Below are 19,378 nucleotides of genomic sequence, written 5' to 3' on the forward strand. Positions count from 1 at the left end.
CCAAAATACATCTCTATTTCTATTTATTTTTTAATATATCTTATAAATACTCACGAATTCTAATTTTTCAATACTTATTTTAATCTTTCCACAATTTCTTTTAACTCCTGCTCTGTAAATTGATATTTGTTATTGCAGAAGTGACAAACCAGCTCTGCATCATGTTGTTCATTAATTAAAGCAGTAATCTCGTCCTTGCCCAGGCTTATAAGGCCCGCTTCCATACGTTCTCTTGAACAGTTACACTGGTATTTGCATTGTCCCTTATTTGTAACTTTTGGATCTAACCCTTCCAATATAATACTCAATATATCCTCAGGACTTTCATTTTTTAAAAGTTCCGACACCGCTGGTATGGTTTTAATTCTTTCTTCCAAATCGTCAATAATCTTTTCATCGGCATCAGGCATCACTTGAACAAAAAAGCCTCCGGAGCTCTTTACACTTTCATCAGAATCTACCTGTACACCTAATGATACAATTGTAGGAATCTGTTCTGAATAATAGAAATAACAAGACAGATCTTCAGCTATTTCACCTGAAACCAGATTAACATAACCAACGTAAGGCTCCTTTAGTCCTAAATCCTTTATTATATTAAGATATCCCGGCTTGCCTACAACTGATCCAACGTCTAATTTACCATCTTCTGTGAAAATATTATCTACCTGCGGGTTATATGCATATCCCCTGACATTGGATTTGGAATCTGTTACAACTATTATGCCTCCAATAGGCCCACTGCCTTTGATTTGTATGGTAATAATGTCCTTTTCACCCTTTAATGTCTTGGACATTAATGCTGCTGCTGTCAACGTTCTCCCTAATGCTACAGATGCAATAGCTGATAAATTATGCACTGTACTTGCTTCCCGTGCCATATCGGTAGTATTAGCCAAAAATACCCTCAATTTGCCCTCAGCTGCTGTGCCGCTTATGATATAATCTTGCATGCTATTATATAATCCTTTCAAATTATTATTGTTTTGAAATGTACCCAGACGTAATATTTAAACACTTTTTATTCATACAAAAATTGAAAACCCCGATATAAATTATACCGGGGTATTATGGCTCATTACCGTTTTAGTTTCGGTGTAGAACTAATATTAGTTAGCTCTCTGAACTTTAGCAGCCTGAGGACCCTTAGCTCCTTCAACTACTTCAAATTCAACTTCTGCACCTTCCTCGAGTGTCTTAAAGCCGTCCATGTTTATTGCCGAAAAATGAACAAATACGTCATTTCCGCCATCTCTTTCGATGAATCCAAATCCTTTTTCAGCATTAAACCACTTTACTCTTCCTCTTTCCATCTAAAACTCCTCCTGAAATAAATACTAGTTTTGTAGACATATTACATGCCCCATCAATTCTACAACATTTTATCACACTAATCAACAGCTTGTCAAGAATAATAAAGAACATAAAGTCAAGAGTTAATATTTTCCTCTTTACTACTCCACAAATATATGCCTAAATTTATTTTTTCATTCGCATCAAATATTATACCTTCCTTAATTAGCAGATCTTTTTGGACTTCTCTTCCACCAAATGCAAATCCTCCTGCAAGTTCTCCATGCCTGTTTACAACCCTGTGACATGGTACATCTCCCTGATATGGATTTTGGTGCAATGCCCATCCAACAATCTTCGCTTTCCTGGGTTCACCTGCCATTCTAGCAATTTGGCCGTAAGTTGCTACTTTTCCTTTTGGAATTTTTCTTACTATTTCATAAACACGCTCAAAAAAGCCCATTTTAACAAATCCTCCTAATATGTTTTCCTACACACAAAGAAGATTCTTTCACTTTCTTCTTTGGGTTTTCTGAAGGAGAATTGTTCATATATTCCTAAGACTTCCATACTTTTAGTTTGCGAAATTATATTTTCCATCTCAACTATGGAATAGGCCCTTTCGTAATGCAATTCATCAAACCTGTCATATTTACCCTGATTTTCTACAAAAAATGTTAAATCAAACTCACACATTCTATTTTTCTTATTATAATTATTTGCCCATATGTACGTTATTTCCTTGCCTACTTCATATAATACATTATTTCCCAGTATGTTTTCCAGCTTATATTCTGAATTTATGTCAAAAATAAATAATCCGCCTGGGTTTAAATAGTTTGCCACAAGTTTTAGAAAAATTTTAAGTTTTCTCCTATCAGTAAGGTAATTCACTGTATCCATTAAGCATAAAGCAGCATCTACAGTTCCATACAGCTCAAACTCAGTTATATCCTGGTTTAGATATAATATATCAAGACCATTTTCCTTACTTTTTTCAGCCGCACAAGAAAGCATCTCGCACGACATGTCCACACCTATCATTTCATAGCCTCGCTTTGAAAGGTTAATGCATACGCTCCCGGTTCCGCACCCTAAATCAACCATTAGCGAAGGCTTACATTCATATTTTTTGAAAATGGCTTCTATATAATCCGACCATTTATTGTAATCTACATCATACATCAGCTTGTCATATATATATGCAAAATTATTATAAATAATATTTTCCCCCCATCTTAAATCTAATAGACCTAAAAAGTCAGCAAATCACGCTTGCTGACTTTTTCCTGAATTATATAACTTCTTTCTTTTTGAGACTATACCGCCAATTCTTCCTGTTTCCTTAGCAGTCAGGCTTTTCCATCCCAACTTCTTAACCTTTTCGCTCAAGCCCAACTCAGCTATAACCTGGTTTTTTATTATTTCTTCTATACTTTCCAAATATTCACCTCCACATAGGTATGATAAGTGATTAATCTTTTAGATTATTAGCACTTTTATTAATTATCACTTTTCTTTATTATGTGAAAATGCATCTATTTTATACAATTATTTAGGTATTATCAAATAATTTACTGGTCAATTGCATTTCAAAAAACTGAATTACTTGATTTCCCTTTTATATAGTCATATGCCTTTTTGAACTGCACATCCTTTTCTCTAGGTATATTGGATACAGGGTAATCTTTAAACTCTTCAAGGGACTCAACTTTAATGTCAGGCTCTATTCCAATACCTTGAATACACTTGCCTGATGGAGTAAAATATCTTGAAACTGTCAGCTTCAATCCCGATCCATCTTTAAAACCATAAACCTGTTGAACCAAACCTTTTCCAAATGTTTTTGTGCCGATCAGTTTTCCTTTGTCGTGATCCTTTATTGCACCAGACAGTACCTCACTGGCACTGGCACTATTTCCATTTACAAGCACTGCTAAAGGATATCTGAACTCTCTTTCATCAGACAATTTCTCATCTCTTTTTTTATTCTTATCTTCTGTATATACAATAAGTCCTTTTGGCAGCAGTCTGTCAGCTATTTCCACCACCTGCTCATAATCTCCGCCCGGGTCATCCCTCACATCTATAATAAGGCCCTTCAATCCCTTCTCGAGCAGCTCCTCTAAAGCCTTACTGAAATATGAATATGCATCATTATCAAACATGAGAATTCTGATATATCCAATATTTCCATCAAGCATTTCCCACTTGATATTTGATACCTTTATTTTTTTTCTGAGAATATCAAGGTCTATAGACTTTTCTTCAGATGGTCTGTAAATTGTGATTTTAACATTTGTATTTTCTTTTCCTTTAATCATATTTATAATTAGGTTTTCATCTTTAATAGAAGTTACATCTTTTCCATCAACCTTGATTATTTTATCGTCTCTTGTAAGTCCTGCCTTTTTAGCTGGCGAGCCCTCAAAAGCTTCTACAATGGTTAGGATACCATCATTATCCATAATCACATGCATTCCAATACCTACATATTCACCTTCAGTGCGTTCAGAAAAACTATTCATTTGTTCCCTTGTAAAATAAACTGTGTAGGGGTCCCTCAATGAATCTGTCATACCCGAAATAGCACCCTCTAGCAGCTTATTCTCATCAACTTTGTCATAGTAGGTATTTTTAAGGATTCCTTTTATCTGATTAAACTTTTCTACACTTCCTTTACTAACCTCATCTTTATCAAAAGAAACATAACTCTTACTTCCCGCTAAATCAAACCCGTTAAACAGGAAAAATGCCAGTATAAAGGAAATCACTGCTGTCACAAATACTAAAGATACCATTCCGGCAACTATACTTTTTTCATTATTCAAAACATAACACTCCTTAGGGTAGTTTATTAATATAATAATATGCATCAAAAAACACTTATAAACCCAGATTTATCCGGGTTTATATTTTGTGACAACAATATACTGTGTTTTAGCCATTTAATTTTTCATTCATGCTTATTACCTAGCATAACTTAACGGGTCAACTGTTGCCCCATTCTTAATCACTTCAAAATGCAGGTGCGGACCTGTAGATAGCCCTGTACTGCCAACCTTTGCTATTACCTGTGATGCATCCACGTTTTGTCCCGTATGCACTAAAATCCTGCTGCAGTGAGCATATAAAGTTGCAATACCGCCTCCGTGATCAATTATTACGGTATTACCGTATCCGCTCTGCCATCCAGCAACAATTACAACACCCTTATTTGCAGCTACAATAGAAGAACCTGATGACGCTCCAATATCTATTCCAGTGTGCATTTTGTACTTTTTAAGTACCGGATGAAACCTTCTGCCATAATAGGAAGTTATATTATGTGAGCTTGGTGCAGGCCATACCATGTTGCCGCCTATATATTTAACTTTTCTTTGTAGGGATCTGATTTGGCTTGCCAGTTCCTGGGACTTCTTAACCAACTCATCTTCCTGCTCATCAAGCTTTTTCAGTTTGTCATTAATCTCCCTAATCTCTTCATCCACATCAGCCCTTGAAGCTTTAAGATTTTCAATTTGCTTTTTCTTGGTGCTGATTATGTTTTCCTTATCAAGCTTCATTTTTTCCTTCAGCTTTTTTTTATATTCAATATCGGCTTTTGCCGTTTTGATATCTTCGATTAGTTCCTTATCCCTTTTTGATATGGCTTGCATGTACTTAAGCCGTGCAAAAAAGTCGGTTAAGTTTTTTGACTTAAGAATAGTATTAGTCTTTCCATAACTGGCATTTTCGTACATTACCTTTAGCCTGACCTTGAATAACTCTTCCTGCTTTTTATAATTATCCAGAGTCTCATCAATGGATTTCTGTATTTCACCGATTTCCTTTTCCAACATTGCCTTTTCAGCTACGAGTTTTTGGTATTCAGTGCTCTTAGAATTCTGCACCTCTGTTATGTACTTCTTTTCATCTATTGCAGACTTCAGCTTTGTCTGCTCCTTTTTCTTCTGACTGCTTATGCTGCTTATTTTATTGTTTATCTTTTCCCTTTGTCTTTTTGTATCACTAAGCTTATCAGCAGTTGAAGACAACGTTGTTGTCAATATCATAACCAGTATTAAGGCAATAGAAATCTGCTTTTTCATAATGGCCTCCTTAACATATTAAAACCATACAAATCTTACACCTATTGGAAGTAATTTGTAATTAATCTTTAACACATGTAAGATTTGCTGATTTTAAATTAGTCTTATCATCAGTAAAATTTATATTTATACATGAAGGTATTTTCTTATGGATATACCACTTCCAACTCCGCCAACCACAGTTCCTATAATACTATAGGAACCCAGAACATAAAGCACTATCGAATTAATGCTGACAAAATCAATGCTTTCACCTAAAATACCTTTGCTTAGCTGACCTTCAATAGTACTATAACAATAGTAGGTGACTATAAATGATATTATGGCCCCCACAAAGCCTATTATAATACCTTCCACAATAAATGGCAAGCGGATAAACCAGTCAGTTGCACCTATATATTTCATTATATTAATTTCTCTTCTTCTTGCAAATACTGTAAGTTTAATTGTATTTGATATAATAAATACCGATACCGACAAAAGTATTACAAGCAGCAATATGCTTATTATTCTGGCCCAATATGATATACTGGACAAATCCTCTACGTTTTCCTCCAGAAAAGCGACGCTTTCTACCCCTTTTATATTTCTAAATGTTTCAACTACACTTTTTATATGCTCCGAATCTTTTATTTTAATAATAAAGGATTCAGGCAGAAAACTTCCGTCATACCCCTCAAGTATGCGGCCATCTTCTTCTAAAAGTTCCTTACATCTTTGAAGGGCTTCTTCCTTTGTAACCCTTCTGATATCCGAAACAAAACTATTCATTTTTAATTGGGCTTCAATATCCCTAACCTGTGTTTCGTCAAGATTGGCATCACAATACGCTTCAATTTGAAGCTGTCTTACCATCATATCATTTATTTTGTATTGCAGATTCATACTCAATATTAAAAATATACCGAAAACCAACAGTGATGCAGTTACTATAATTATAGATGCAAGAGACATCAATTTGTTTCTGTATGCATTTATTATACCGTCTTTAATTATATATTTGGTGGTTCGTATCTTCATCTTCGTATTGACCTTTCTCCTGATCCCTTATTATTTCTCCTTTTGATAGGGCAATAACCCTCTTTTTCATAGTGTCGACTATATTCTTCTCATGGGTTGCAACAACCACAGTAGTTCCCATCTGGTTAACTTCAGCCAGAAGATTCATTATTCCCCATGAAGTTTCCGGGTCAAGATTTCCCGTCGGCTCATCTGCAACAAGCAGCACAGGATTATTTACCAAAGCCCTTGCCAAGGCTACCCTTTGCTGCTCCCCACCTGAAAGCTGATTTGGATAAGCTTTCGCCTTATTGCTAAGCCCTACCAACCCCAATACTGTGGGAACACGTCTTCTTATCTCCTTTGGCAATGCTTCCACTACCTGCATTGCAAATGCAACGTTCTCATATACCGTTTTTCCCGGAAGCAGCCTGAAATCCTGAAAAACTACTCCTATGCTCCTTCTAAAGAAAGGAATTTCCTTTCTTAACATTGTGCTTACATTAAAGCCGTTAACGCTAACAATACCTTCTGTAGCTTCTTCTTCCCTCAAAATCAACTTTATCAAAGTAGATTTGCCGGATCCACTTTGACCTATAAAAAATGTAAAATCGCCCTTGTTTATCTTTAGATTTATATTCGTAAGAGCCAAAGTGCCATTTTGATATATCTTCGTAACATTTTCAAAATTAATCACTATAATTCTCCCTCTTGCATGACCTCTTAATTTCTATTATTCTTTGTCTGTTCTTCACTATAGTCCAGGTACTTCTTAACCATCAAAGCTATTTTAAAAATAACAGCTTCATTAAATATTCTAATATCAAGGCCTGTCAATCTTTGAACTTTGTCCAACCTGTATACTACCGAATTTCTGTGTAAATACATAGCTCTTGCAGTTTCCGATACATTCTGGTTATTCTCAAAAAATTTGAGCACAGTTAGTATAGTATCATTATCAAGCTTTTCCTTTGACTCGCTCTTTGTATCATGCTTGTTTTCCATATAATCAGTTGGTTTTAATTCACCTGAAAACACCTCACTAAGAAAAAGCCTGCACAGGGTAGGCGGAAGCTGGTAAATCAGCCTTCCTATTCCTAAATTATTATAGTTGCTTATGTTTTTATCGCTCTCAAAAATTCCACCGATTGATATGGCTGACTGAGCATCCTTATAAGAGTTTTTTATATCTCTTATATTTTCGGCAATAGAGCCTATTCCGATGCTGACATTGATCATAACCTCGGCACTTAGAGTATCTAGAATTGTCTTGGCTATAGAATCGATTTCCTTTGCATCGTCCTTGTTTTTTAATTCTTTAATGAGCACAATGTTTTCTTCGTCTATAGCTACAACAAAGTCCCTGGCTTTGTTTGGAAACAGTTTTGATACCACGTCAAAAACCATTTCACATACCGAAACATCCTTGGTATTCCCAGTACGTATAAGTATCACAACTCTTGAAACATTGTTGGAAAGATGCAGTTCTCTGGATTTCTGCAATACATCGCTGGGTAATATATTATCATGAATTATATTTTTTATAAAGGTAGTTTTATCGAGCTTTTCCTCATGAGATAAATTAGCATTTATTATATTTATCGTAATTAATGAAAGAAACTTAATCCCCAATTCTCCATCCATGGCTAAAAAGACTATATTCTCAAGATTATTGCGGTTCATAATCTTATAGTACGAATATCCGGCTGTACTTTTTATCTTTTCGTCGGACCCCATTATTTCCAATGCATTTTCATTCATGTCACCGATCTTGGCTTCATCTGAACACGCAATTATGGTACCACTGTCATCCATTACGCCAAACTCAGCATCTATTGTTTCCCTAATTTGGGAGACAATGTTTTGATATATTTTAGACTGCATAACTATCCACCCCAGCAATATTATATTTTGTAGAATATTATGAATAAATGGTGTCTTAACTGTAGCTTATCCTTTTTATAATTATACACTAATTATAAAAAACCGCAAACGGTTTTATACCCTTGAAGTCTTTTTATGCACAATCAAAAGAGGAAGACTAATTTAATCTTCCTCTTTATAATATTTAATCATTATTTATCAATGACTCAAATATAAATTCAATTTATTTAAATAATTACTTAGTTCATTATTGTTTTTTCTGTTTCCTTATCAAAAAGGTGTATTCTGTTAGTATCAAAAGCAATCTTTATGATATCTCCAGATCTGGCTTTAGTTCTTGGATTAACTCTTGCAGTAAAGTCAACATCATCAACTACCATATAGAGGTAAGTTTCAGAACCAAGGTTTTCTGTCAACTCTATTCTTGCTTCAACCAAACTGTCTGACATCTGCTCAAGGAAAGCCGGCTCATCATGTAAACATTCAGGTCTGATACCCAAGATAACTTCCTTGCCTATATAATCTGTTCCCTCAAGCTTCTTTGCCTTTCCTTCAGGCAACTTGATTGTATCCTTACCAAAAGTAAGGTATATACCATCGCCTCTTTTGTCAACCTTTGCATTTATAAAGTTCATCTGAGGACTTCCGATGAAGCCAGCAACGAACATGTTGCAAGGTCTTTCATAAAGTGCTTGTGGAGTATCTATCTGTTGAACATATCCATCTTTCATAACAACTATTCTTGTACCCATTGTCAAAGCTTCTGTCTGGTCATGTGTAACGTATATGAAAGTTGTCTGAAGTTTCTGATGGAGCTTGTTAATTTCAGTTCTCATCTGAACCCTCAACTTAGCATCAAGGTTTGAGAGAGGCTCATCCATTAAGAATACTTTAGGTTCACGAACTATAGCACGGCCTAATGCAACCCTCTGTCTCTGACCACCTGATAAAGCCTTTGGTCTTCTATCAAGCAAATGCTCTATATCAAGTATTTTTGCTGCTTCATGTACTCTTCTTTTTATTTCATCTTTTGGAATTTTTCTGAGTCTCAAACCAAAAGACATGTTTTCAAAAACTGTCATGTGAGGATACAAAGCGTAGTTCTGGAAAACCATCGCTATATCTCTGTTTTTAGGGTCTACATCGTTAACAAGCTTGTCGCCTATGTACAGCTCGCCTTCGGATATATCTTCCAACCCTGCAATCATTCTGAGTGTAGTAGTTTTTCCGCAACCTGAAGGTCCAACCAATATTATGAATTCCTTATCTTCTATATCCATATTGAAATCGTTAACAGCCGTAACACCACCGGCATATCTTTTGTATACATTTTTCAGCTTAACACTAGCCATCTTTTCTCCTCCTATAGGTTAAATACGCTTTTAATAATTTTGCATGTTCACAATAATACTATAACATTTATAACAGAATTTTAACAGACATAGTTCTTAACAAATTTTATAGCATCAACTTGGTCACTTTGCATAAATGTCTTGTTAAAAGCTGTATATATTAAGGAAGGTTTTTCTGCATAAATATTTGAGTAGTGTATTCTTAATCATTCCCTAAATAACATATTGAATTTTTATGCATAAAGATGTATAATTATGTAATAGTAAAAACCAGAACAATGAGTAATTGAGCTTACTGCTTTACAGGAGGGTAATTTTATGATTAATGTAGGAATTATAGGTGCAACAGGATATGTTGGAATTGAAATCTTAAGGCTTCTTCAGAAACATCCCGGCGTAAAGGTTACTTCTATAGTATCACAAAACTTTGTGGGACAAAAGGTTTCAGATATATATCCAACATTAAGAAATGTTTTTGATATGAAATGTGACGCACTTGATATAGAAAGCATATCTAAAAAAGCAGATATCTTTGTAACAGCACTGCCCCATGGTGTATCAAAAGAAGTAATTCCTAAGCTTATAGCTTTGGATAAAAGGGTAATAGATCACAGCGGAGATTTCAGATATAAAAATGTAGAGGTTTATGAAAAGTGGTATGGTATTACACACCAGATGCCCGAGCTTCTTGAAATGTCGGTCTATGGTTTGCCCGAATTATATAGAGACAAAATCAAGGATGCCAAAATTGTTGGAAATCCCGGTTGCTATCCCACATGTTCAATACTCGGTATAGCACCGCTTTTGAAAAACAACATTATTGAGACTAAAAACATTATTATAGATGCTGCTTCAGGAGTTACAGGTGCCGGCCGCAGTACCGATCTTCCGTACCAGTTCTGCGAGTGTACCGAAAACTATAAGGCATACAAGGTTTCAAACCACAGGCATACATCAGAAATAGAACAGGAACTCAGCTTCCTGGCAAATGAAGACATCCTTATTTCGTTCACTCCACATCTTGTACCTATGAAAAGAGGAATGCTTGCTACAATTTACGGCAATTTGAAGACCGAGACATCAACTAGTGAATTGGTTAACCTTTATAAAGAGTTCTATAAAAACGAGTATTTTGTAAGAGTGCTTGATGAAGGTAAGCTTCCTGAAACGAAGTTTACTGCCGGCTCAAATTTCATCGATATCAGCGTTGTTGTAGATAAGAGGCTTAACAGGGTAGTAGTTCTTTCATGCGTGGATAACCTTGGTAAGGGAGCATCCGCTCAAGCGGTGCAAGACCTCAATATCATGTGCGGATATGATGAAAAAACCGGCCTTGAGTCACCTGGCTTATACTTATAATATCTTTTAGGGCGTTGATCAGTTTATTATTTGATAACACCTTACTGAAATTGGAGGATTACATTAATGTATAAATCTATGGAAACAATAATTAAAAAAGCTGAGATTCTTATTGAAGCTCTTCCATATATTCAAAAGCTTACCGGAAAAACCGTTGTAATAAAATACGGTGGTAATGCAATGATAAACGACGAACTGAAAAATTCAGTCATGGAAGACATCACATTATTAAAATATATAGGTGTTAACCCTGTAGTGGTCCATGGAGGCGGGCCTGATATCAACAAGGCACTTAGTAATTTTAATATAAAAAGTGAATTTATAAACGGCCTGCGTGTAACCGATTCAGCTACAATGGAAGTTGCACAAATGGTACTTGTGGGAAAAACCAATAAGGAAATAGTATCCCTCCTAAATCAAAAAGGGGGCAAAGCCATTGGACTTTGCGGTATTGACGGGAATCTTATTGAATGCGAACAATATACCACACTAGTCGATGGAAAAGAAACAGATTTGGGCTATGTGGGTAAAATCACCAACATCAACTCAAAAGTGTTGGATATAATCGCCAAGGATGAGTATATACCAGTAGTTGCACCTATCGGTGTAGGTAAGGATGGCCGAAGCTATAATATCAATGCTGATACGGTAGCAGGTGAAATCGCTGCATATCTTAAGGCTGAAAAGCTCATGCTTTTAACAGATGTTGAAGGTGTAAAGACCTCAAAGGACAGCAAGGAAATACTTTCAGCACTCACCATTGACGAAGTTCATAACTTAATCGAAGACAAGATTATTCAGGGCGGTATGATACCGAAAGTGCTTGGTTGTATTGATGCACTTGAAAAAGGCGTAGGCAGAACGCATATAATAGACGGAAGAATACCTCACTGCATTTTATTGGAGATATTCACCTATAAAGGTATCGGTACTATGATTATGAAGGATAAGGTACTGTATCACAATAATGAGAAACTCTAGGCAAAAGTCAATAAAATTTATAATAGTAATAAATCCAATAATTCTGAACGGAGGTCTTAATAATGGAATTAAATGAAATTATGGAGCTTGACAAAAAATACTTTGTAAATACATTTGGAAACAGAACCCCTGTATGTTTTGAATACGGTAAGGGTATAAATCTATGGAGTACTGACGGTAAGAAATATACAGATCTTTTTGCCGGAATCGCGGTTAGTGCATTAGGACATTCTCACCCGAAGCTTGTGGAAGCTATTAAAACACAGGCTGAAAAGTTCATCCACTGTTCAAACCTGTATTATGTAGAACCCCAGGCAAAGCTTGCAAAGGCCCTTGTTGAAAACTCATGTGCAGATAAGGTTTTCTTTTCAAACAGCGGAGCTGAGGCAAATGAAGCAGCTATTAAGCTGGCACGCATTTACTTCAAGAAAAAGGGAATGCCTGAAAAGTATGAAATCATAACTCTTGAGAAATCCTTCCATGGCCGTACTCTAGCTACCATCGCTGCAACAGGCCAGGATAAATATCAAAAACCATATTGCCCTCTTACACCATCATTTACAAGTGTTCCTGCAAATGACCTGGAAGCCTTGAAAAAAGCCATAAACAGCAACACCTGTGCTGTTATGCTAGAACCGATTCAGGGAGAAGGCGGTATAAACCTAATATCACCTGAGTATATGAAAGGTGTCAGGGAATTGTGCGATAAGGAAGGCATATTCCTCATTCTTGATGAAGTTCAATCAGGGCTAGGAAGAACAGGAAAACTCTTTGCATATCAGCATTTTGATATAGAGCCTGATATTTTTACACTGGCAAAAGCATTAGGAGGCGGATTCCCAATAGGTGCCATGTGTGCTAAAGATCATGTTGCTGCAGCATTTGAGCCTGGTGATCACGGTTCAACTTTCGGAGGTAATCCCCTTGCATGTGCAGTAGGTCTTGCAGTAATGGATACTATGATAAATGAAAAGCTGGTAGAAAATTCAGCTAAAATTGGAGACTATTTTATAGAACAACTGAATAAGCTAAAGGAAAAATATAGTTTTATCTCTGAAATCAGGGGCAAAGGCCTTATGATAGGCATAGAAGTTAATAACGGCAAGGCTAAAGAGCTTGTAACAGCTTGCTTTGAAAACGGCTACCTTGTTGGAAATGTTGGCCCTGGTGTCATGAGGGTTCTTCCTCCGCTTATTGTGACCAAGGAAGATGTAGACGGTTTCATAAAAGCATTTGATAGTATATTAACCAAATTTGCCAATTAGGAATGATCCATGACAATAAAATAGCAATTTTAAGGAGAGATTCCATGAAATCTGTTTTAGTTCTTGAAGACGGCACATATTTTACAGGCGAGGGCTTCGGACACAAGGGTGAAGCATTCGGTGAAATAGTATTTAATACCTGCATGACCGGATATCAGGAAATAACCACCGATCCTTCCTATAATGGGCAGATAGTTGCTATGACATACCCCTTGATAGGAAATTATGGTTTCAACCACTTGGATAACGAATCTTACAAACCCCATATACAAGGCTTCATAGTCAGTGAGCTTTGCGACTATCCAAGTAACTGGAGGTGCGGCATGAATGCCGACAAGTACTTTGAAACCAACAATATTACCGGAATTAAAGGAATTGATACGAGAGCACTTACCCAATATATCCGAAAATTTGGCAGCATGTTCGGCATGATATCCAGTGAATGCGGAAATATAGATATACTCCTGGAGAAACTTAAGACCGACAAGGAACGCAAACGCAATCTTGTTATGGAAGTGACAACTAAGATTCCTGTATATAAACCAGGTCCTGGAAAAAGAATTGCCATACTGGACTTTGGTGTAAAAAACAATATAGTTAAAGCTCTACAGGATAGGGATTGCTATATATGTATTCTCCCTGCCTTTTCTACTTTGGATGAAATTATGAAGCATGAACCTGACGGTATCCTTTTATCTAATGGACCTGGCGATCCCATGGAGCTTCTGTCGGTAAAAAACACAGTCCAAAGCTTGCTTGGATTAAAGCCGATTTTAGGAATTTGCCTGGGGCATCAGCTGCTTGGAATTGCATTGGGTGGAACCACATATAAGCTTAAGTTTGGCCATCATGGAGGAAACCATCCGGTTAAAGACCTTACAACTGGCCGCTGCTACATAACCTCCCAGAATCATAATTATGCTCTGGAAAAGAATTTTTCAGATGATATAACAATTACACATGTAAATATAAACGATGACACGACGGAAGGCTTCAGACACAAATATATGCCGATTTTGAGTGTACAGTACCATCCGGAAGCTTCGCCAGGTCCTCAGGACTCTGCCTACATTTTTGACGAGTTTCTGAAGCTATTATAGGTTATAGGAGGTCAAAATGCCAAAAAGGGAAAACATCAAAAAAGTGCTTGTTATTGGCTCTGGCCCTATAATAATTGGTCAGGCAGCAGAATTTGATTACTCTGGTGCACAAGCCTGCAAATCCTTGCGTGAGGAGGGCATTGAAGTAGTCCTTGTTAACAGCAATCCTGCCACAATTATGACCGATAGGGAAATTGCAGACCATGTATACATTGAGCCTATCACTCTGGAATTTTTAAAGAAGATCATCATAAAAGAGAAACCAGATGGAATACTGGCTTCCTTAGGCGGTCAAACAGGTCTTAATATGGCCGTTGAGCTTTCTGAGGATGGTATACTTGCGGAGCTTGGAATAGAACTCCTCGGAACATCTCTTGAATCTATAAAGCTTGCAGAGGATAGGGATCTATTCAAGCAAACAATGAACACAATAAATGAAAAGGTACCTAAGAGTGCTATTGTGACCAACATGTCTGATGCACTTGAGTTTGCTGCCAATAATAAATTTCCTATCATAATAAGGCCGGCTTACACTCTAGGTGGCACAGGCGGCGGTATTGCACAGAATATAGATGAATTTGAATATATATGCGGCAAGGGACTTAAGCTCAGTATGATAAACCAAGTTCTCCTGGAGCAAAGTGTTGCAGGATGGAAAGAAATTGAGTACGAGGTTATACGTGACGGTGCCGACAATTGCATAATTGTTTGTAATATGGAGAACTTTGATCCTGTCGGCGTACACACAGGTGACAGTATTGTAGTTGCTCCAAGCCAGACTTTATCCGATATCGAGTACCAAATGCTTAGGTCTGCCTCAATAAAAATAATACGTGCTCTTGACATTAAAGGCGGCTGTAATATACAGTTTGCGTTAAACCCTTACAGCTTTGAATATGTGGTTATTGAAGTAAATCCAAGGGTGAGCCGTTCCAGTGCACTGGCATCCAAAGCTACAGGATATCCTATTGCCAGGGTAGCAGCTAAGATTGCCATTGGCTTAAACCTTGACGAAATCAAGAATTCAGTTACACAAAACACATATGCCTGCTTCGAGCCGTCTTTGGACTATATAGTAACAAAAGTGCCAAGATGGCCATTTGATAAATTCATTACGGCGGACAGAAGCTTGGGAACTCAAATGAAAGCAACAGGTGAGGTTATGGCTATTGGCCGTACCTTTGAGGAATCGCTGTTAAAAGCCATCGACTCACTTGATATTAAAATAAATTACCAGCTTGGACTCAGCCTTTTTGAAAGCATGACTGTTGAAGAGTTGATGGAATTTATCCAGCAGCCCCATGATGAAAGAATTTTTGCCATATGCAAAGCATTGCAAAAAAACGTAACCTGTGAGGAAATATCAAATATAACAAAGATAGATATGTTTTTCCTCAAGAAACTTGAAAAAATTGTTAATATTGCAGAAGATATTAAAAACGCAGGAATCGCATTTTTAGATTATGATCTTTACACAAGAGCAAAGAAAATTGGCTTTGGTGACTCATACATAGCAAACCTGGCCTGCGTATCAGTGGATAAAATCAGCAACCTAAGGCACAAATATCCGATAAGCCCTGTTTATAAGATAGTTGATACCTGTGCCGGTGAATTCGAAGCTGTTACTCCATATTACTATTCCACTTATGAGGAAAAGGATGATGTGGCTGTATCCGATAATAAAAAAGTACTGGTTATCGGTTCAGGCCCCATAAGGATAGGTCAGGGAATAGAATTTGACTACTGCAGTGTGCATTCCATCAAAGCACTGAAAGAAATGGGATATGAATCCATAATTATAAACAACAACCCCGAAACAGTCAGCACTGATTTTGATATAGCCGATAAACTATACTTTGAACCTCTTACAAAGGAATGCGTCCTTGATATTATAGAAAAAGAAAAACCTGTTGGTGTAATAGTCCAATTTGGAGGCCAAACAGCAATAAACCTTGCAGCACCTCTTAATAATGACGGGGTTCAAATTCTCGGTACATCTGTAACAGATATTGATGTAGCAGAAGACAGGGATAAATTCTTAAAGCTTTTGGAATCGCTGGATATTCCCATACCACCAGGAAGCACTGCATTCTCGGTTGAACAAGCAAAGGTAATAGCCGAAAATATCGGTTACCCTGTTTTAGTAAGGCCTTCCTATGTACTTGGAGGAAGAGCCATGGAAATAGTATATAACGATCAAATGCTGGATGAATATATGAGCAGGGCAGTTGATTTGTCCTCAAAGCACCCCATCCTCATTGATAAATATATCGAAGGTAAGGAAATTGAGGTAGATGGAATCTGCGACGGTACAGATGTACTTATTCCCGGAATCATGGAACATATCGAAAGAGCAGGTGTTCATTCGGGAGACAGTATCTCTGTTTATCCTTCCAGATCACTGTCACAGGAAATTAAGGACACTGTTGTAGATTACACAATAAGGCTGTCAAAGGCATTGAATATTCTTGGGCTTTTTAACATACAATTTGTAGCAGACAGTGACGGCAAGGTTTATGTAATTGAAGTAAACCCAGAGCCAGTAGAACAGTACCATATATGAGCAAGATAACAGGGATTCCCATGGTCAATGTGGCAACAAAACTTATATTAGGCAAGAACTTAAAGGATTTGGGCTACACACATGGTCTTTATAAAGAGACAGAATTTTACGCTGTTAAGGCACCTGTGTTCTCTTTCTCAAAGCTTACAACAGTGGATACATTCCTTGGACCGGAAATGAAGTCTACGGGTGAAGTTATGGGAGTCGATAAAGATTACCACACTGCACTTTATAAAGCCTTTGTGGCATCTGGACTAAAGATTCCGCCAAGCGGTACTGCACTTATTTCCGTTGCCGATAGGAATAAGAAAGAGTGCAAGGACATAGCTCAAAAGCTTTGGGATATCGGATTTAGGCTCATTGCCAGCGAGGATACTTATTTGTATCTTTCCAGGGCAGGAATTGAGGTTGAAGTAGTTTCCAATGAAGAAATACTGGATTACTTGAAAAATGACAATGTTTCTCTGATTATCAACACCCCTACGAAGGGCAGAATACCTACAAGGCTGGGTTTCCAGCTAAGAAGAACCGCTATGGAGTACAACATCCCCTGCATTACTTCAATTGACACAGCTAATGCTGCATTGGAAGTTCTCGAACATATAATCAACAAAAAAGATACAGAGATTTATGCATTGGATGAATACTCAGTGATATGAACAAAACAAATTATTTAGGAGGGATATACTATGAAGCACTTAATCAGTGTTTATGATTTGACATTAGAAGATATTAACGAAATTTTCAGTACTGCAGAAAGGCTAAAAAGACAGCTTAAAGAAGGCGTGGAACATAAAATATTAAAAAATAAGACACTTGGTATGATATTCACAAAATCCTCTACAAGAACCAGGGTTTCATTTGAAGTCGGCATGTACCAGTTGGGCGGATACCCTCTTTTCCTAAGCTCTAACGACATCCAGTTGGGAAGGGGCGAAACTATTTATGATACAGCCCAGGTGCTTTCCAGGTATTTGGACGGTATAATGATACGTACATTTGACCACAGCGACGTGGAAGACCTTGCTAAATACGGTAACATTCCAATTATTAACGGTCTGACAGACCTTATGCATCCATGCCAGATTTTAACCGACCTTTTTACAGTATACGAACATAAAGGAGATCTTAAAGGTCTTAAACTCGCATATGTAGGTGATGGAAACAACATAGCAAATTCACTGCTTCATGGCTGTGCCAAAGTAGGTATGGATATATCGGTAGCTTCGCCAAAAGGATATGAGTGTGATAAAAACATCGTGGCTGAAGCACAAAAAGATGCAGAAGTTTCAGGCTCTAAAATTGTTCTTACAGAAGATCCTTATGTTGCTGTTAAGGATGCAGATGTTATCTATACAGATACCTGGGTAAGCATGGGACAGGAAGCTGAAAAGGCAGAGCGCATCAAAATTTTCATGCCTTATCAGGTAAATAATGACCTGTATTCAAAAGCCAAGGAAGATGCTGTTTTTCTACACTGCTTGCCTGCATACAGGGATTATGAAGTAACCTCCGATATTATTGATGGTTCACAATCCCTTGTTTTTGATGAAGCTGAAAACAGGCTTCATGTGCAAAAAGCTATTATGGTAAAACTTATGGAATAACAATCAGGAAGGTTTATAAGCGATGAATTATTCATTTATCATTAGAAAAGCAACTATTGATGATGCAGAGGCTATTCAAATAATCACCAAAATAGCCTTTAAAAAATATATGGAAAATACAGGGTTAGGTACAATGGATGCTCTTGAAGAAACTATAGAGGACATCATCGAGGATATAAGGTCAAAGGAAGTTTTCATTGCCTTCATCGATGATGTTCCGGTAGGAACAATAAGACTAAAAATAAACCCTGATAACACCGGTTACATAAGCAGGTTTGGAGTCAATACCGAATATCATAATATAGGTATAGGTAAATCACTCATCAACCTCATTGACAAATTGGTAAAAAGTAAAGGCATCAAAAGAGTTACGCTTCACACCGCTTCCAAATACAAGGATTTGATCAGATTTTACTATGGAAGGGGCTTTTATATTGAGTCTACTTCGTGTGATCGCGGCTATGTACGTGCCCTTCTTGTCAAAGAATACCTGTAGAATTATAATCCCTCGAAAAACTGTATCCATCAAATAAAGTCGTTCCGCAGCAAATAAAGATGTTCCGAAATGAAAATAAAGTCGTTCCATGCTCTATAAAAGTGGAAAAGTAAAGGGATTATCCAATCCTTTTCCATTTAAAAATCAAATCCCTCATAGGTCTTGATATAAAAGGCTTGTGAGGGATTTTTTCATGTTTTTTTCAATATTGTTTTTTCAATCTTTTTTCCATTGGTTTTTCTATACGGTGGGGAGAGTTTTACTGACTATTTACACTCATAGGCAAGCCCTGTTAAGCAAGGTTTTATGTACGGTGTCTTATATTCAAACCCTAATGATTATGGTTCTATTTGCCTTTTCAATACGCCTTTTCTATTGGCTTTTCTAT

The 19,378-nt window shown here is 36.9% G+C and carries 17 protein-coding genes and 1 pseudogene; 7 read left to right on the top strand and 11 right to left on the bottom strand.

The window, feature by feature from the left end:
* Nucleotides 1–74 precede the first annotated feature (74 nt).
* The 11 genes from hslO to Bccel_RS12630 form a co-directional block, all read right to left on the bottom strand.
* Complete coding sequence (gene hslO / locus Bccel_RS12580) at nt 75–953, bottom strand: Hsp33 family molecular chaperone HslO (RefSeq protein ID WP_036942700.1); 879 nt, start codon at nt 951–953, stop codon at nt 75–77.
* A 156-nt stretch (nt 954–1,109) separates the two neighbouring features.
* Entirely contained in the window at nt 1,110–1,313 is a 204-nt protein-coding gene (locus Bccel_RS12585; protein WP_036942702.1) for a cold-shock protein, read from the bottom strand.
* 116 nt (nt 1,314–1,429) lie between these two features.
* The gene (locus Bccel_RS12590; protein ID WP_036942705.1) at nt 1,430–1,756 is read right to left on the bottom strand and encodes an MGMT family protein; all 327 of its coding nucleotides are present in this window, start codon (nt 1,754–1,756) and stop codon (nt 1,430–1,432) included.
* A gap of 14 nt (nt 1,757–1,770) precedes the next feature.
* Entirely contained in the window at nt 1,771–2,478 is a 708-nt protein-coding gene (locus tag Bccel_RS12595; protein ID WP_036942708.1) for a class I SAM-dependent DNA methyltransferase, read from the bottom strand.
* A gap of 84 nt (nt 2,479–2,562) precedes the next feature.
* Nucleotides 2,563–2,736, bottom strand: a complete 174-nt coding sequence (locus tag Bccel_RS12600; protein WP_036942711.1) for an alpha/beta-type small acid-soluble spore protein — start codon at nt 2,734–2,736, stop codon at nt 2,563–2,565.
* Between the two features lie 149 nt (nt 2,737–2,885).
* Nucleotides 2,886–4,124, bottom strand: coding sequence for a S41 family peptidase (locus Bccel_RS12605; protein WP_242857012.1), 1,239 nt, complete (start codon nt 4,122–4,124; stop codon nt 2,886–2,888).
* Nucleotides 4,125–4,262: 138 nt separating this feature from the next.
* Complete coding sequence (locus Bccel_RS12610; RefSeq protein WP_036942714.1) at nt 4,263–5,384, bottom strand: murein hydrolase activator EnvC family protein; 1,122 nt, start codon at nt 5,382–5,384, stop codon at nt 4,263–4,265.
* Between the two features lie 126 nt (nt 5,385–5,510).
* On the bottom strand, nt 5,511–6,404 hold the full coding sequence (gene ftsX / locus Bccel_RS12615; RefSeq protein WP_036942717.1) for a permease-like cell division protein FtsX: 894 nt from the start codon (nt 6,402–6,404) through the stop codon (nt 5,511–5,513).
* Entirely contained in the window at nt 6,373–7,080 is a 708-nt protein-coding gene (gene ftsE, locus Bccel_RS12620; protein WP_036942720.1) for a cell division ATP-binding protein FtsE, read from the bottom strand. Before ftsE ends, ftsX begins: the two co-directional genes overlap by 32 nt.
* A 26-nt stretch (nt 7,081–7,106) precedes the next feature.
* The gene (locus Bccel_RS12625) at nt 7,107–8,267 is read right to left on the bottom strand and encodes a helix-turn-helix domain-containing protein (RefSeq protein WP_036942722.1); all 1,161 of its coding nucleotides are present in this window, start codon (nt 8,265–8,267) and stop codon (nt 7,107–7,109) included.
* Nucleotides 8,268–8,506: 239 nt separating this feature from the next.
* On the bottom strand, nt 8,507–9,619 hold the full coding sequence (locus tag Bccel_RS12630; RefSeq protein ID WP_036942726.1) for an ABC transporter ATP-binding protein: 1,113 nt from the start codon (nt 9,617–9,619) through the stop codon (nt 8,507–8,509).
* A gap of 318 nt (nt 9,620–9,937) precedes the next feature.
* On the opposite strand from Bccel_RS12630, the gene argC reads away from it, so the two are divergent.
* The 7 genes and pseudogenes from argC (at nt 9,938) to Bccel_RS12665 (ending at nt 18,990) form a co-directional block, all read left to right on the top strand.
* Entirely contained in the window at nt 9,938–10,978 is a 1,041-nt protein-coding gene (gene argC, locus Bccel_RS12635) for an N-acetyl-gamma-glutamyl-phosphate reductase (protein WP_036942729.1), read from the top strand.
* Between the two features lie 78 nt (nt 10,979–11,056).
* Nucleotides 11,057–11,959 carry an acetylglutamate kinase gene (gene argB / locus Bccel_RS12640; RefSeq protein WP_457920565.1) on the top strand — a complete coding sequence of 301 codons (903 nt, stop codon included), beginning with the start codon at nt 11,057–11,059 and terminating at the stop codon, nt 11,957–11,959.
* A 62-nt stretch (nt 11,960–12,021) separates the two neighbouring features.
* A complete protein-coding gene (locus Bccel_RS12645; RefSeq protein WP_036942735.1) occupies nt 12,022–13,224 on the top strand; it encodes an aspartate aminotransferase family protein in 1,203 nt (400 codons plus the stop codon).
* Nucleotides 13,225–13,268: 44 nt separating this feature from the next.
* The gene (gene carA / locus Bccel_RS12650; protein ID WP_036942738.1) at nt 13,269–14,324 is read left to right on the top strand and encodes a glutamine-hydrolyzing carbamoyl-phosphate synthase small subunit; all 1,056 of its coding nucleotides are present in this window, start codon (nt 13,269–13,271) and stop codon (nt 14,322–14,324) included.
* Nucleotides 14,325–14,340: 16 nt separating this feature from the next.
* Nucleotides 14,341–17,546 (top strand): annotated as a pseudogene (carB, locus tag Bccel_RS12655) (carbamoyl-phosphate synthase large subunit).
* Between the two features lie 30 nt (nt 17,547–17,576).
* Nucleotides 17,577–18,494 carry an ornithine carbamoyltransferase gene (gene argF, locus Bccel_RS12660; RefSeq protein WP_036942744.1) on the top strand — a complete coding sequence of 306 codons (918 nt, stop codon included), beginning with the start codon at nt 17,577–17,579 and terminating at the stop codon, nt 18,492–18,494.
* A 22-nt stretch (nt 18,495–18,516) separates the two neighbouring features.
* The gene (locus Bccel_RS12665) at nt 18,517–18,990 is read left to right on the top strand and encodes a GNAT family N-acetyltransferase (RefSeq protein WP_036942747.1); all 474 of its coding nucleotides are present in this window, start codon (nt 18,517–18,519) and stop codon (nt 18,988–18,990) included.
* The last annotated feature ends 388 nt before the right edge of the window (nt 18,991–19,378 follow it).

This window comes from Pseudobacteroides cellulosolvens ATCC 35603 = DSM 2933, from assembly GCF_001262605.1.
GTDB lineage: Bacteria > Bacillota > Clostridia > Acetivibrionales > DSM-2933 > Pseudobacteroides > Pseudobacteroides cellulosolvens.